The following is a 14,907-nucleotide window of genomic DNA, read 5'->3' on the forward strand; positions in this document are numbered from 1 at the left end:
CATTCACCTCTATATAAATTCATCATTCTATCCTAATACTAGCCTCGAACACCAAATCAGTCTTCATGACTGAGATTTATACCGTAGTGCGCCTGACCGCACACACGCATCTCTGTGTCATCTCTCCCACCTAAAAAAAGAAAAGGTTTTCCAAAAACAGCCTTCCTCTCTCTTCCTATCCAAGGTCTTAATACATCATTCGAGCATCAACTAGGCACTGACCGCTCCCATTCATCGCTGGTCCCTCTCTCTTCCTATCCAAGGTCTTAATACATCATTCGAGCACCAACTAGGCACTGACCGCTCCCATTCATCGCTGGGTCATCTATTCAACCTAAAAAAAGAAGGGTTTTTCACCCTTCCTCTTTACGCGTTATTCTTAATTGTCTCTAACGTCGTTTTGTCCGTCGCTCTCACAAGCTTCGTAATTAATTCCTTCGCTGCCGCATAATCATCAACATGTAAGATAGAAGCATGTGTATGAATGTAGCGTGCACAAACACCAATTACTGCTGATGGGATACCTGAGTTACTTGTATGTACACGGCCCGCATCTGTACCACCTTGTGAAATAAAGTATTGGTACGGAATGTTATGTGTTTCTGCTGTATCTAAAATGAATTCGCGCATTCCTCTATGTGTTACCATTGTACGGTCATAAATACGAAGAAGAGCGCCTTTTCCTAATTGACCGAACTGCGTCTTATCACCAGATGCATCATTTGCTGGACTTGCATCAAGCGCATAGAAAATATCTGGTTGAATCATATTTGCAGCAGTTTGCGCTCCGCGAAGACCTACTTCTTCTTGTACAGTCGCACCAGAGTATAATGTGTTTGGTAATGTTTCATCTTTTAATTCCTTTAGCAATTCGATAGCAAGGCCACATCCATAGCGGTTGTCCCAAGCTTTCGCCATAATTTTCTTTTCATTTGCCATTGGCGTGAATGGGCAGATTGGAACGATTTGTTGCCCTGGCTTTATGCCAATTTCAATCGCATCTTCATAACTATCTGCACCTATATCAATTAACATATTTTTTATATCCATCGGTTTTGCACGTTGCGCATCACTTAATAAATGAGGAGGAATGGAACCAACAACCCCAATAACAGGACCATTCTTCGTCATAACTTGTACACGCTGAGCTAATAGTACTTGGCTCCACCAGCCACCTAACGTTTGAAAACGAAGCATCCCATTTTTCGTAATTTGCGTAACCATGAAACCTACTTCATCCATATGACCTGCTACAAGAACGCGCGGGCCAGTTTCGTCCCCTTTTTTCAGACCAAATACGCTACCTAAACCGTCTTGCACAATCTCATCAGCATATTTGCTTAATTCTTGCTTCATAAAACTGCGCACATCATGTTCAAAACCTGATGCACCTTGTAATTCTGTTAACGTACGAAATAATTGTAATGTCTCTTTATTCACGAAGTCCCCTTCTTTCAAACCTTAGTAGAATACCTCTTTTATTGTAACGAAATTTTCGAAATGTTTCTAGTTTCTTCTTTTTTAGTTGCATTTGCATTATAATTATTATTGGTACACTATTTTTATTTTACAGAATTGAGGTGAATATATGAGCTGGAAAGGTTTAGTCACAGGTCTTGGCGTTGGGTTCGCAGCTGGTTATTTCGTTGCAAACAAAGTACAAGAACAATCCCATATTTCTTCAGAAAAAGCATTGAAAATGGTGAAACAAGCATTAAGTCATAAAGGTGAAATTACTGGCTCTTGGGTACATATGGTTCCGGAGGCATTTGAAAAATATGATGTCGCGTACGAAGTTTATCGCGGCGGTCTTACAACGATGTTAGATGAAATACAAGAACGATTTGAATTTTTAGTTGATGCTAAAACAGGTACTGTTTTAGAGGTTATAGCAGCATAAAAAGAGGTTTCCCATTAGGTGAACCTCTTTTTTTTTAGAATTACCAACAAAAGCTGATAATAACAGCAATACATAATAAGTGGAGATTGTTCCAATAAATATTTTTGGACACCTTCCTCTTATTAATATTAAGCTTCTATATTTGTTTTTCTCTCTATCTTCTCCACTATATGCCCTTCCTCATTCCACTTTACTGCACGGTAATATGCATCATGATAAAAAGTAAACCACGCCTCTTTTTCAGCACCATACTTCATCCACTTTTGTTTATGTTCAATCGATGTCATTGGATAGTCATCGTATGCCATTACCCATAATACATTTTGATGTGCATGCGTCGGTAAAATGTCCGCTAAATGAAGCATCGTTTCACCCTGACTTTCAAGGACGACAACAGCATGTCCATCACTATGACCACCCGTATGCACCATCTTTATTTCATCCGTAATTTCTATTTCTTGCCTGAACGTAACAATCTTATCAACGATTGGCTCCCAATTTTCCTTCCAATATGTATTACGCGATCTAACATTCGGATTTTTCATTTCATTCCATTCAGTCTCACTTACATAAATCGTTGCGTTCGGAAACGCCGGAACAAGGCGATTTCCCTCCCATTTTGTTAAACCAGATGCATGGTCAAAGTGAAGATGCGTCATTAAGACGTAATGAATATCTTCATTATGCAGTCCCAATTTTTCTAAAGATTCCTTAACTGATGATTCTTCTGTTACACCTTGATTCCGCTTCATTTTCTCATTCAATTTACCATTCCCTATCCCTGAATCAATAAGCATGTTTCCTTCTTTCGTTTGTAAGAGTAACGGATCTGTTCGTAAATAAATATGATTTGTATCATTATGTTTATATTTTCGTGACCAAAGTACTTTTGGCACAACTCCAAACATCGCGCCTCCATCTAAATGTGTATTCCCACCTTTTAGCCACATCACTTTTATATTTCCAATTTGTAACTGTTCCATATCCCATCCCCCTTTTCTATTTAATTTTAACATAATATTCCGATTATTTTTCATATAAAAAACCTATGCATTACTGCATAGGCTCCGTACGATATTTTGCTTCAACTCGATAAATACGATGACCTTTACTAGAAAATTTCTCTTCGTATTCTGTCATAATGTTTCCTTCATAATCACTATTATGAAGATCTAGGCTAAGGTAAGTTAATAACATACCATACTCAGCCATACTCATAATAGAATATTCAAATAAACCTTGGTTATCAGTTTTGAAATGAATTTCTCCGCCATCTACTAACACTTCTTCATAATTGCGTAAAAATGTTTTATACGTTAAACGACGCTTCGTATGACGATTCTTCGGCCATGGATCTGAGAAGTTTAAATAAACGCGGTCAATTTCACCTTTCGCAAAGAAAACTGTTAAATCTTCAGCATCTTTATTAATTAACTTTAAGTTCGGTACTTCTTCTTCAATTAATTTATCAAGTGCATCTACAACAACACTTGTGAATTTTTCAATTCCAATATAGTTAATATGCGGATTTGCTTTTGCCATATCATACATGAAGCGGCCACGTCCTGTACCTACTTCAATATGAATTGGCTGTTCATTTCCAAATATTTCTTTCCAGTTACCAGCACTCTCCTCTGGGTTTCCAATTACGATATGTGAATACTCATTAATTCGATCCATTGCATAAGGCTTATGTCTTAAACGCATAGATGTCTCCCTCTCTTTACAAAACTATTTTAAAGGAAAAATTCCTTCTTTCTGTTTTAATCAATCTATCAAACAAAAAACCAAGTACGTACGAGCACTCGGTCCGTTTCTTTCAAGTATAAGATGTACCATTTTGATAAAAACTACATAAAGCATTAAACATTCCATGACGAAACAGCTTTTTCTCTTACATTTCTAGGGAGAGAAAAACACTCGAAAGGATGATCCGTTCATGCCAATTAATCAACAGCATCAATTAGAAGTATTAAAAGATATTTTAATCAACCATCAAAGTGATTGCTGCGGGACAGTTTCTGAATGCGAGCAATTAGAGCGACTCATTCAATCGTTACTCGCAAACGATAGTATAAGTAGTGACACTAAAGTAATGCTAAACGATGTATATTCTTATAGTCAATCGGGTAAATCTTCCTCTAATTTGGACAACCATATTTCCAATAATCAAGAACAACTTACTCAGTGGATTGCTGGAATGGACAATTTTTCTTAAGTATTATTCTGAAGCAAGTAGTTGCTGTAAATATTGATGCCAATATTTAGCTTCTGCTTGCTGCTTTTTTGTTGTGTGCCATTGCATAGATAAAATCGTTTGTGCTATCACATACCATCTCATACGCCTAAGCAATGATTCATCTAGTTCAATCTCATAATATCCGAGCCACTCACTCCATTCGTGGCGCGGAATATACCAATATAATAACATACCAAGATCTAAAGCTGGGTCAGCAATAACAGCCCCATCCCAATCAATTAAAAACAATTCATCTTCGTCCGACAATATCCAATTGTTATGGTTTACATCACAATGGCATACAACGAATTCATTGTACTCAATATCTTTTAATGACTCCGTTAAATATTGAAGACCTTGCTGAATTGTTTCATCAACTCTTATATCTCCTCTTAAAACGAGCTGTAATTGTTGTAATAACTCTTGCGCATGAAGCGGCTGCTTTCCTAGCCTTTGAATCATCTGCACAAGCGCTTTAGAGGAGTGTATTTTTTTCAAAAGTTTCGCAACACGTTCTAGTTTCATATCCTCTGGCTCTAACTTCTGTCCCGGAAGCCATTTTTGAGCAGAAATTACATCACCGTTCGTTACCCTTCTTGTCCAAAGTAATTTTGGAACAATTCCTTCTGCTGACAATACCGCTAAAAAGGGCGATGTATTCCGCTTTAAAAATAACTTTTGTTGTCCGTTTTGCGCAATATATGCATCGCCCGTTACTCCACCAGCCGGTATAAGACTCCACTCTTTTCCTAATAATTGTTCCAACCATTCCATATTCATTACCCGTTAACAAATCCTTATCTTTTATAGTTATGAAAAGAAAAACCGCAACATTTCTACACATGTTGTGGATTCATATATTTTACTGTATTTGAATGAAAAAACTTGGCATAAGCCGAAAACAGGATAAATCACCTGTTCTTCTAGTTTATTTTACAAAATCAATCATAGAATGACAACTTATGAAAATCGTCACCTTTGTCAATTCTACATTTATTACATTCTCATCGTCAAGTAGCGATTTGTCACATTATCGCCAATATATACGTGCTAATTGGAGCCAATTGAAGTTCCTTTCCTCTAAATGAAGAAATTGGCTCTATTTTCGCTTGCTTTTCGTTTACTAACACATGCCACGTTTCTTCTTTTGGAAGCTGCACCGTTTTAGCTTCCAAACCGCTATTAAATAAAACTACAATCTCTTTCCACGGTCCAAATAATTCTACATGCTCTAGGTGGTATGCCAGTACTTCTGTAGATGTTTGCAAAAAAGTCATATGCTTTTTTATAAGGTCTACATTTTGTAATCGGAATGCCCCGTGCCCTTTGCGAATCGCAATTAACCCTTTTATATAGTTAACGGTCTCCATCTCTTTCTCTTTTTGATCCCAATCTAATTGATTAATTTCATCATTTGCATTATAGCTATTTTCGTTCCCTTGCTTCGTACGATAAAACTCTTGCCCCGCATGTAAGAAAGGAATCCCTTGTGAAAGAATAACCATTGCAGTTGCTAAACGATGACGCCTTTTCAAAATTTCTTCTGATTCTGGATTACTTTGCACTAGTTTATCCCACATCGTCATATTGTCATGACATTCTACATAGTTGATGCTTTGTACTGGCTCTAGGAACAATCCTGTTTCTTTCATACTTAAAAGGCTACCAGCTACTATATACTGCAAATGATTACAGTCTACATGCCCACCAAATGCAAAGCCACGTTTATTTATATTAAAAGTACTTCCTTTTATTCCATCACGAAATTGATCATTAAACTGTGCGATACATGGCATTTTATTCGCATTATTTAACGTCGCTTTCTCTTCAAGAGGAAGCGGTGTTTGCAAATCCCATCCTTCACCTAATAACAGCGCATCCTGCTTTATTTTTCGTACTTCTTTTTCTAATTCATTCATCGTTTCAACATCTAAAATTCCCATTAAATCAAATCGGAATCCATCAACATTGTATTCAGTAAGCCAATATAAAACAGATTCTATAATAAATTTCCTCATCATTTTCCGTTCAGATGCTATATCATTTCCAACTCCCGTCCCATTAGAAGGCATACCGTCTTCCCCATGACGAAAATAATATCCCGGGACAAGCTTCTCAAATGATGATAATTCTCTTTCATAAACATGATTATATACAACATCTATAATCACTCGAATGCCGTGATCATGAAATGTTTCAATTAGTTGTTTACACTCTACTATCCTGTTATATGGATCAGAAAGGTTTGTAACATAAAATCCTGTTGGTATATTGTAATATAACGGATTGTAGCCCCAATTATATGCGGAAGCAGGATTCACTTCATCTATACCACCAAAACAATGTAAAGGTAATAGTTCAACATGTGTAACGCCTAAATCTTTTATATGAGACAATCCTGTTAATGTCCCATTTCGCCCTACTGTCTCCTCTTCCATTAGCCCTTTATATGTTCCTTTCTTATTCACCCCACTGTTTGGGTGAATAGTAGCGTCACGAATATGCAGTTCATACAATATGGCATCTGTCATTGACTGTAATGGTGATAATTCTACTCGTTTTGTCACATTCATTTTTTCCAAATCGATAACGACGCCGTATTTTCCATTTATCGTCGCAGACTTTGCATAAGGGTCAACCGCTTCGTTCCATATTAAATTAATACAAACAAGGAATGTATATCGTGCTCCATCATGATCACCTTGTAATGTATGAATCCATACTCCGTTTTCTTCTCTGTACATTTCATAATCAATATATTCTTTATCACTTTTATAAATCCGTACTTTCGCAAGCCTTGCAGTCGGAGCCCATACTTTAAATATTGTTTCTTCTTTTGTATACACAGCACCTAAGTCGGTACCTTCGTAATAATATTTTTCATCGAAAACTACTGTTCGAATCACAGCGCCTATTTGTAAATCTGTTTCTTCATTCCGTTCATCCCGTACTGTATAATACTTCCCCACATCTATCGGCTCTTCTATAAAGCATTCATACTTCGTTGCATCTGGAAGAGCAATAGTATGAACAATCGGTAACTCTTTCACATTGCTTCCTTCTTGTAAACGAAATGTCCGGCTTGTTCCATACGCATGCGGGAGTAAAATTGTAATTTTATTCATTTCATCTAAATAGGCATCAAATGGACGTTTTACTTTCAACATAAAAAATCACCATCATTCTTAAAGTTAAAATGAAACGAGCTGCAAATGATAAGGTTTTTCTTATCAGCGAAGCTCTATACAGTAACACATTATTCCCTATAGTATATTCACCTGTATAAAAAACGTTTTCATACATTCTATTTTTGTAGTTTTATTTCAGTAATCGATTTATACTTCGGCGTTTCCTTAACGTGAGATTCATACAAAGTAATCGTATCTGCTTGAAATGATGTTACAGGTAACTCTTTTACATTTGTCAGATCAAACACTTTTTCTCCTACCCATTTACGCGCAACAGTAATATGTGGATGATAAGGACGTGTATCTAGAGAGAAGCCATTTTCTTCACAAATTGTATGCACTTGCTTTTGTAAAGTAAACAAATCTTGATTATCACTTATCCCCGCCCAAAATATACGCGGCTGGTCCACCTGTCCGAATGTAGAAAGTCCTTGTAACGTGAACGATAATTCCGTTTTTTCTGTAAGTGTTTGTAATCCATTCTTTATTCCTTCTAACTGTTCCTCTGTCGCACTTCCTAAAAATGAAAGGGTAATATGATAGTCTTCTTCATGTACCCACGAGCGAAATGGTAATTCATCCTTCATTTCCTCTTTATAATTAGAAAGAATTTCTTTTATATGACGTGGTAAAGTTACTGCGACAAAATAATGCGGCACCATCTACATCGTCTCCTTTATGTTATTGTTGCTTTTCTTCCTTATCTCATTCAGCTAAAAAGAATCCGCCCTCTAAAGTAGAGAGCGGTCATTATTTAAATATCTTTTATTTCGCTAATTCATGAATTGCCTGAGCATAAATCGCTGTCGCTTTTAATAAATCTTCAATTTCAATGTACTCATCTTTTTGATGCGCAAGTTCTTCTTTTCCTGGGAATAACGGGCCAAATGCAACGCCAGCTTTCAATGAACGAGCATAAGTACCACCGCCAATTGCTAACAATTCAGCTTTTTCACCAGTTTGTTCTTCATATACACGTTGTAAAGTACGAATTAACGTATGATCTTTGTCAACGTGATGCGGGCGAGAGTTAGAATAATCCGCTACTTCAAATCCATGAGTACCAACATATTCTTTTAACTTTGCAATCATTTCTTCAAAGTTAGTTGTAACTGGATAGCGTACATTTAATCCTAAATTACCACCGTTTTCTTGCGAGTAAGACAAGCGACCAACATTCACTGTTAACGGCCCGCTAATATCGTCTTTATAAGAAATACCAGCTTTTTCTCCCATAATATCACCTGTAAATGTTTCTGTTACAAACGAGGCAAATGAAGCCCCTTTTCCATCAAGAGAAACTTTCGTTAAGAAGTTTACCAATAATAAACCTGCATTTTCTCCCTTTTCCGGAGTAGATCCGTGAGCTGAAATCCCTTTGATTTGCAACGTCACCGTCTTTCCTTCTACAATTGCTTTACCTATTTTTTTAGCAGTTTGTAAATACTCTTCATATGCTACTGTAAGTGTATTTACATCTTCTCCTGTAATAACTGCTTCTGCAAAATCAGGAACCATATTTAAACGACGACCTGACTCAAATGAAATAAGCTTAAATGTGCCTTCTTTCTCTTCGCCACCACTTTGCACAACTTGTATGTCAGAAATTCCTTTTTCCGCATTAATAATCGGAAAATCTGCATCCGGCGCAAAACCGATTGTTGGCATTTCTTCATTTTTAAAATAATGATCTACACACTTCCAATTACTTTCCTCATCTGTTCCTAAAATCATACGAACACGTTTTGAAAGAGGTAAGCCCAATTCTTTAACGATTTTCATCGCATAATAAGCTGCCATCGTCGGCCCTTTATCATCAATTGCACCACGTGCAAAAATCTTCCCGTCGCGAATATCCGCACTATACGCAGGAGTTGTCCAGCCGTCTCCTTCTGGTACAACATCAACGTGACAAAGAATACCTACTAACTCTTCTCCTTGTCCCATTTCAAGATGACCTGCATATCCTTCTAAATTTTTAGAAGTGAAACCTTCTGCTTCTCCTTTATGTAACATGAAAGATAAAGCTTCTTCTACACCTTCACCGAATGGTGCGCCCTCTTTCGCAGATTCTTCTTCCCATACACTTTTAATTTGTAAAAATTGTTGTGTATCACGAATTAAATCATCTTTTCGTTTTGTAACTTCTTCTGTCCAATTAATCGTTGACATCACGCATCCATCCTTCACTATATTGTCTCTTTCATCATAGCAAACGAAAATCTCTTATGCCATACATGAAAACCTAATGACGAACAATTGTAATATTTCAGATATTTCTCATTAGTTTTTCTTTTATTTTCTCAAAAAAATTTGCAGGAATTTGGCGTTTTACGTAGAAATTTATGAGTTAGTTGACTGACCAAATATATAATGTCAACTACCAATATTTTTCTATATGAATATTTGTTAAACTTTTGTAAAATTTAAGTAGATTAAAGCATGAATTTTATCATGTAGAGTACAATGGTAGTAACGACCTTCTTTCCTGAATGGGGTCAAAAAAACTAGTAGAGGAGCGGTTTTCTCTTGAAACCTACAACTACTCGTATGCTAACACGCATTAAATCGATTTATATGTACATCAATGAAAACGGTACGGTAACAACGAAAGACCTTGTAGATGAGTTCGGGATCACACCGCGAACAATACAACGTGATCTAAATGTGTTGCAGTTTAATGAACTCGTGTATAGCCCTTGCCGCGGCAAGTGGACAACGACAGGAAAGAAAGTGAGAATGACCTCATAATAAAAAATAATTGTATGTAAATAAATACATACCCCTTTCTAACTCATTAGAAAGGGGTCTTTTCTATACTTTGAAATTGGCGTTACAGATTTTGCGATACGGGAAAGCCCATATCGGACTTTAGTCTGCCTTTAGGCATGGGATGAAAGGATCGCTTTTTCATAGAAAAACAGTTGTGTGTTGGTTATAATTAAACTATAGACAAGTACAAGTCTTTAAAACGACAATGTGTTCCTTGAAAACAAGATATCATAGGGAGTTCGATAGCCGAATTCATGCTATCGGTAAAATGATATGTGTCGTCAAGAACAAGACGCTAAAACACCTGAACACGAATCTGTACGGTATGGTGATAGTACCGTAGCTCACGAACCTATATGGTCTGTCGTGAGAGTGGTGATGGCACACCGCAATCTTGCACGTCAGCGATACCAGAAATGGACTTCGCCTTTGGTAGCAAGAATCCCACTGACGTTAGTCAGCTTGCCCCTTTAGGGGTGGGAGTGTCAATTTTCGTTATCTACTTGATACGTCTTTAACATTTCTACTTCTTCATCTGTTAATTCACGATATTGCCCAAGTTCTAACTCTTCGTCTAACACTAAAGGTCCCATCTCTGTTCTCTTTAAATACACTACTTTTTTCCCTACTGCTTCAAACATACGCTTCACTTGATGGAATTTTCCTTCTGTAATAACAAGCTCAATTTCGGAAATATCATCACTTTTTAAAATTGTAAGTTTGCCTGGCTTCGTTTCATAGCCATCTTCTAAAATAACACCTTTAGCGAATTCTATTACATCCTCTTCCGTTACAACGCCTGAAATGTGTGCATAATATTTTTTTGGCACATGCTTTTTCGGAGATAATAGTTGATGCGTTAACTTCCCATCATTTGTGATTAATAAGAAACCTTCTGTATCAATATCGAGCCTTCCAACAGGGAATGGATCAAAAATCGCATCTTCTAATTCTAATAAATCTATTACTGTTTCGTGGTTATCATCTTCTGTCGCTGAAATAACACCTTGTGGTTTATGCATCATTAAATAAACAAACTCTTTATATTCCACAACTTCACCGTGAATCATAACCTCTTGCTCTTCTACATTCACATGAAACTTCGCATCTTTCACTGGCGTTCCATCAATCTTCACAACGCCGTCTTTCAGTAATTTCTTTACTTCTTTTCTACTTCCATGTCCCATATTCGCTAATAATTTATCTAATCTCATGTTCTTCACCTTCTTTATTTATCATAGAAAAGGGGACGTATTTACGCCCCTTTTGATTTCAACTTTATTTTGAATCTACTACCAAGTTTACGCTGGATTTTCTCTAAAGCTTCTCCGCCAAATACTCTTTCTAGTACTCCTGTGCGAATCGCCACCAATCCGTAAACAAGACCACCAATACCTGCACAAATCGCAACTGTAATAAGAGCACCAATACGGCCATCAGGCGAAATCATGAAGGATAGAAGCCATTGTGATAGTTTTACAGCAATAACCATTACAAGTGTTAAGACTGCAATTTGGAATGTTCTCTTATATACAACACCAAATGAATAGTGTGCGTGTTTTTTAATTTGTCTATTCGTATACCATACGGAAGCTAAGAAGCCGACTGCAGTAGCCAAAATCGCCCCAACTGTACCGAAATAACGAATAAAGATTACGTTACATGCAAATTTCAAAATAACACCCATCACAAGCGCAACAATCGCATGTTTCTGCTGGTTAATCCCTTGCAGAATTGCTGCTGTTACTGTGAATAAAGCGAATAACAATGCAACTGGCGCATACCACATTAATACTTGTCCACCTAGTGGGTCTGAATCGTAGAAAGCAGTGTAAATCGGATATGCAAGTGTAGAAATACCGACAACTGCTGGCAATGTTAAAAACATATTCGCCTGGAATGTTTGTGTAATTTGTAATTTCAAATAACGGTATTGCTTTTCAGTAAACGACTTTGTAATCGCTGGCACGAGCGTTAAACTAAACGCTGTTGCAAGTGATACTGGAATCATAATTAATTTATGCGTCCACATCGTGAAAATACCGAGTGCTCGCTCTGCGATATCTCCTTGACCAATCGCCTGCATAATAGAGTTAAATGTCAATGTATCAATTTGTTGATATAAAGGAATTGTTAATCCAATTACAACGTAAGGGATTGCATATGCAAACAACTCTTTAAACAATTGAGCGGTACTTACCGTCGATTCTGGTACAGTTTGCTCAATTAAATATTGATCCAAATATTTTTTACGTTTTAACCAGTACCAAATTAATACGCCAAGTGCTCCAACTGCTGAAACGAACGCAGCGAATGTAGCAACCCCAACTGCCGTTGCTACTGTACCGCCAAGTACTTTAATAACGATGAAACTACCCGCTAATAAAAAGACGATACGAATAATTTGCTCAATAATTTGTGAAACCGTAGTCGGTCCCATCGATTGGTGGCCTTGGAAATAACCACGAATCAAACTTGCTGCCGGCACAACAATAAGCGCAAAACTTACGAGGCGAATAATCGTCGTAACTTCTTCTATCTTATTTTGTAAACTTTGTTTACCAAGCATTGCTTCTGCAAATAATGGTGCGGTCATGTACAGTACTAAGAAGGAAAGAACTCCTGTTACTATCATCATAACCATTCCCGAGCGGAACATTCTCCGGCTCGTTTTATAATCTCCAAGGGCATTATATTTGGAAACAAACTTAGAAACAGCAAGCGGCACTCCTGCCGTTGCGATACTTAAAAATATCGTATATGGAATGTATCCATATGTATAGAGCGTTCCGCCTTCTGTGCCTACTAATGCATGAAACGGAAAAACGTAAATCATGCCTAAGAACTTTACTAAAAATGTCCCTAACGTCACAATAAGCGTTCCGCGCAGAAATTTTGAATCGGACATACGAAAATCCTCCTACATCTACATAAAGTGAAACTATAATTAGTGGGGGTTTTTTTCATCCCCCACTGATTATTAGCCCGCACCAATCGGGCTTTTACGGGCAGTTTATCTCCCACCTAACTTCTTTGCTCTAGCCGAATTTTGAGGTGGGAGTTTTACTGCCCACAAATAGCGGGATAAAGTGAAACTATAATTAGTGGGAGACTCCCCTCCTACTAATCATTCGAGCATTTACGGACCTTTTTAACTTCCTCTTTACTTCTCATAAATCTTAAGATAGTAGTCTTATTGCCCATAAATAGCACGATAATGCTGAACTCTAACTTTTGTATTGTACCACAATTCTCCTCTTAAGCAGTACTTCACTCTATTTTTCTTTTAAGGGAAAACATGCTATTCTTTTAGGCAGGAAATGTAGAAAATGAGGTCGATATATTATGCATTATGATGTTATTGTCATCGGCGGCGGTCCTTCAGGGCTAATGGCTGCAATCGGTGCTGCTGAAGAAGGCGCAAGCGTCTTACTTCTTGATAAGGGAAATAAACTAGGACGTAAACTTGCGATTTCTGGTGGTGGTCGTTGTAACGTAACGAACCGTCTACCACTTGATGAAATCGTTAAACATATACCTGGAAATGGTCGCTTCTTATACAGTGCTTTTTCTATTTTCAGTAATGAAGATATTATTACATTCTTCGAAAATCTCGGTGTACAACTGAAAGAAGAGGATCATGGCCGCATGTTCCCAGTATCAAATAAAGCGCAATCTGTTGTAGATGCACTGTTAACACGCTTAAAAGACTTAGGTGTGAAAATACGTACGAATACGCCTGTCGAAACGATTGAGTATGAAAACGGTCAAACGAAGGCTGTTATTCTGCAAACAGGTGAAGTGTTAGAAACGAATCACGTCGTTATCGCTGTTGGCGGAAAATCTGTTCCTCAAACTGGTTCTACTGGAGACGGATACGCTTGGGCTGAAAAAGCTGGGCATACAATTACAGAACTTTTCCCAACAGAAGTACCAATTCTTTCAAACGAACCGTTTATTCGTGACCGCACATTACAAGGTCTTGCTTTACGAGATGTAAACTTAAGTGTATTAAACCCGAAAGGAAAAGTTATCATTTCTCATAAAATGGACATGCTTTTCACTCACTTCGGCCTATCTGGTCCTGCTGCTCTTCGCTGTAGCCAATTCGTTGTGAAAGCGATGAAAAAGTTTAAAACGAACACAGTGCACATGAGTATCGATGCATTGCCAGAAGAAAATAGTGAGCAACTGTTCCAGCGCATGCTGAAACAAATGAAAGAAGATCCGAAAAAAGGAATTAAAAACGTTTTAAAAGGCTATGTTCCTGAACGTTACTTCCTATTCTTATTAGAAAAAAATGAAATTGACGGTAGCGAACAAGCTGGACAAGTTTCTCATGAGAAGATTCGCGCACTTGTGAAAGACTTTAAAGAATTTACCGTCCATGTAAATGGTACGCAGTCAATTGAAAAAGCATTCGTTACTGGCGGAGGGGTATCCGTTAAAGAAATTAACCCGAAAGAAATGGCTTCGAAATTCACGAATGGTTTATACTTCTGCGGAGAAGTTCTTGATATTCACGGTTATACTGGCGGCTATAACATTACATCTGCCCTTGTTACTGGCCGAATTGCCGGAACAACAGCAGGACAAAATGCGAAAATGCAATACTAAAAAAAGAAACAGGGACTCCTGTTTCTTTTTTTAGTATGTTGAAATAGCAAAGCAGTACACGAAATTATATTGGCGATACTTTAAATATATCGACCGTTTCTTCAAAAATATCCCTTCCTCCTAACTTCCCATTGCTTTTTTGTTGCTTTATATACCTTAGTACCTTTATATTTTATATTGTTGAATATTCG

At 37.3% G+C, this 14,907-nt stretch carries 13 protein-coding genes; 4 read left to right on the top strand and 9 right to left on the bottom strand.

Annotated features, from left to right (window positions below; translation table 11 throughout):
- Window positions 1–366 precede the first annotated feature (366 nt).
- Window positions 367–1,440: a M42 family metallopeptidase gene (locus tag MKY70_RS24420; protein WP_002089046.1), complete on the bottom strand. Its 1,074-nt coding sequence runs from the start codon at window positions 1,438–1,440 to the stop codon at window positions 367–369.
- Window positions 1,441–1,588: 148 nt separating this feature from the next.
- On the opposite strand from MKY70_RS24420, the gene MKY70_RS24425 reads away from it, so the two are divergent.
- On the top strand, window positions 1,589–1,900 hold the full coding sequence (locus MKY70_RS24425; RefSeq protein WP_002015622.1) for a PepSY domain-containing protein: 312 nt from the start codon (window positions 1,589–1,591) through the stop codon (window positions 1,898–1,900).
- A gap of 128 nt (window positions 1,901–2,028) precedes the next feature.
- Here MKY70_RS24425 and MKY70_RS24430 read toward each other — a convergent pair whose 3' ends face one another.
- Window positions 2,029–2,883, bottom strand: a complete 855-nt coding sequence (locus MKY70_RS24430; RefSeq protein WP_445662068.1) for a YtnP family quorum-quenching lactonase — start codon at window positions 2,881–2,883, stop codon at window positions 2,029–2,031.
- Between the two features lie 70 nt (window positions 2,884–2,953).
- A complete protein-coding gene (gene trmB / locus MKY70_RS24435; RefSeq protein WP_002015624.1) occupies window positions 2,954–3,607 on the bottom strand; it encodes a tRNA (guanosine(46)-N7)-methyltransferase TrmB in 654 nt (217 codons plus the stop codon).
- A 232-nt stretch (window positions 3,608–3,839) separates the two neighbouring features.
- Between trmB and MKY70_RS24440 the strand changes: the two genes are divergently transcribed.
- A complete protein-coding gene (locus MKY70_RS24440) occupies window positions 3,840–4,118 on the top strand; it encodes a YtzH-like family protein (protein WP_002015625.1) in 279 nt (92 codons plus the stop codon).
- A 3-nt stretch (window positions 4,119–4,121) separates the two neighbouring features.
- Here MKY70_RS24440 and MKY70_RS24445 read toward each other — a convergent pair whose 3' ends face one another.
- The 4 genes from MKY70_RS24445 to pepV form a co-directional block, all read right to left on the bottom strand.
- Window positions 4,122–4,919: a phosphotransferase family protein gene (locus tag MKY70_RS24445; RefSeq protein WP_131246861.1), complete on the bottom strand. Its 798-nt coding sequence runs from the start codon at window positions 4,917–4,919 to the stop codon at window positions 4,122–4,124.
- A 245-nt stretch (window positions 4,920–5,164) separates the two neighbouring features.
- On the bottom strand, window positions 5,165–7,306 hold the full coding sequence (gene pulA, locus MKY70_RS24450; RefSeq protein ID WP_341025893.1) for a type I pullulanase: 2,142 nt from the start codon (window positions 7,304–7,306) through the stop codon (window positions 5,165–5,167).
- 137 nt (window positions 7,307–7,443) lie between these two features.
- On the bottom strand, window positions 7,444–7,989 hold the full coding sequence (gene thpR / locus MKY70_RS24455) for an RNA 2',3'-cyclic phosphodiesterase (RefSeq protein ID WP_002067707.1): 546 nt from the start codon (window positions 7,987–7,989) through the stop codon (window positions 7,444–7,446).
- A 103-nt stretch (window positions 7,990–8,092) separates the two neighbouring features.
- On the bottom strand, window positions 8,093–9,499 hold the full coding sequence (gene pepV, locus MKY70_RS24460) for a dipeptidase PepV (protein ID WP_341025894.1): 1,407 nt from the start codon (window positions 9,497–9,499) through the stop codon (window positions 8,093–8,095).
- A gap of 357 nt (window positions 9,500–9,856) precedes the next feature.
- Between pepV and MKY70_RS24465 the strand changes: the two genes are divergently transcribed.
- On the top strand, window positions 9,857–10,078 hold the full coding sequence (locus MKY70_RS24465; protein WP_000805512.1) for a DeoR family transcriptional regulator: 222 nt from the start codon (window positions 9,857–9,859) through the stop codon (window positions 10,076–10,078).
- Window positions 10,079–10,584: 506 nt separating this feature from the next.
- Here MKY70_RS24465 and MKY70_RS24470 read toward each other — a convergent pair.
- Window positions 10,585–11,313, bottom strand: a complete 729-nt coding sequence (locus MKY70_RS24470) for a pseudouridine synthase (RefSeq protein WP_060750858.1) — start codon at window positions 11,311–11,313, stop codon at window positions 10,585–10,587.
- Window positions 11,314–11,354: 41 nt separating this feature from the next.
- A complete protein-coding gene (locus MKY70_RS24475) occupies window positions 11,355–13,007 on the bottom strand; it encodes a putative polysaccharide biosynthesis protein (RefSeq protein WP_044444004.1) in 1,653 nt (550 codons plus the stop codon).
- A gap of 437 nt (window positions 13,008–13,444) precedes the next feature.
- On the opposite strand from MKY70_RS24475, the gene MKY70_RS24480 reads away from it, so the two are divergent.
- Window positions 13,445–14,716 carry a BaiN/RdsA family NAD(P)/FAD-dependent oxidoreductase gene (locus MKY70_RS24480; protein WP_002034390.1) on the top strand — a complete coding sequence of 424 codons (1,272 nt, stop codon included), beginning with the start codon at window positions 13,445–13,447 and terminating at the stop codon, window positions 14,714–14,716.
- Window positions 14,717–14,907 lie beyond the last annotated feature (191 nt).

The sequence above is a fragment of the Bacillus sp. FSL R9-9492 genome (genome assembly GCF_038007365.1).
GTDB lineage: Bacteria > Bacillota > Bacilli > Bacillales > Bacillaceae_G > Bacillus_A > Bacillus_A mycoides.

Excerpts from the sequence above, each read along its gene's own strand:
- MKY70_RS24440 (WP_002015625.1), top strand. The coding sequence starts at position 3,840 with ATGCCAATTAATCAACAGCATCAATTAGAAGTATTAAAAGATATTTTA.
- pulA (WP_341025893.1), bottom strand. The coding sequence starts at position 7,306 with ATGTTGAAAGTAAAACGTCCATTTGATGCCTATTTAGATGAAATGAAT.
- pepV (WP_341025894.1), bottom strand. The coding sequence starts at position 9,499 with ATGTCAACGATTAATTGGACAGAAGAAGTTACAAAACGAAAAGATGAT.
- trmB (WP_002015624.1), bottom strand. The coding sequence starts at position 3,607 with ATGCGTTTAAGACATAAGCCTTATGCAATGGATCGAATTAATGAGTAT.
- MKY70_RS24425 (WP_002015622.1), top strand. The coding sequence starts at position 1,589 with ATGAGCTGGAAAGGTTTAGTCACAGGTCTTGGCGTTGGGTTCGCAGCT.
- MKY70_RS24430 (WP_445662068.1), bottom strand. The coding sequence starts at position 2,883 with ATGGAACAGTTACAAATTGGAAATATAAAAGTGATGTGGCTAAAAGGT.
- MKY70_RS24445 (WP_131246861.1), bottom strand. The coding sequence starts at position 4,919 with ATGAATATGGAATGGTTGGAACAATTATTAGGAAAAGAGTGGAGTCTT.
- MKY70_RS24470 (WP_060750858.1), bottom strand. The coding sequence starts at position 11,313 with ATGAGATTAGATAAATTATTAGCGAATATGGGACATGGAAGTAGAAAA.
- MKY70_RS24475 (WP_044444004.1), bottom strand. The coding sequence starts at position 13,007 with ATGTCCGATTCAAAATTTCTGCGCGGAACGCTTATTGTGACGTTAGGG.
- thpR (WP_002067707.1), bottom strand. The coding sequence starts at position 7,989 with ATGGTGCCGCATTATTTTGTCGCAGTAACTTTACCACGTCATATAAAA.
- MKY70_RS24480 (WP_002034390.1), top strand. The coding sequence starts at position 13,445 with ATGCATTATGATGTTATTGTCATCGGCGGCGGTCCTTCAGGGCTAATG.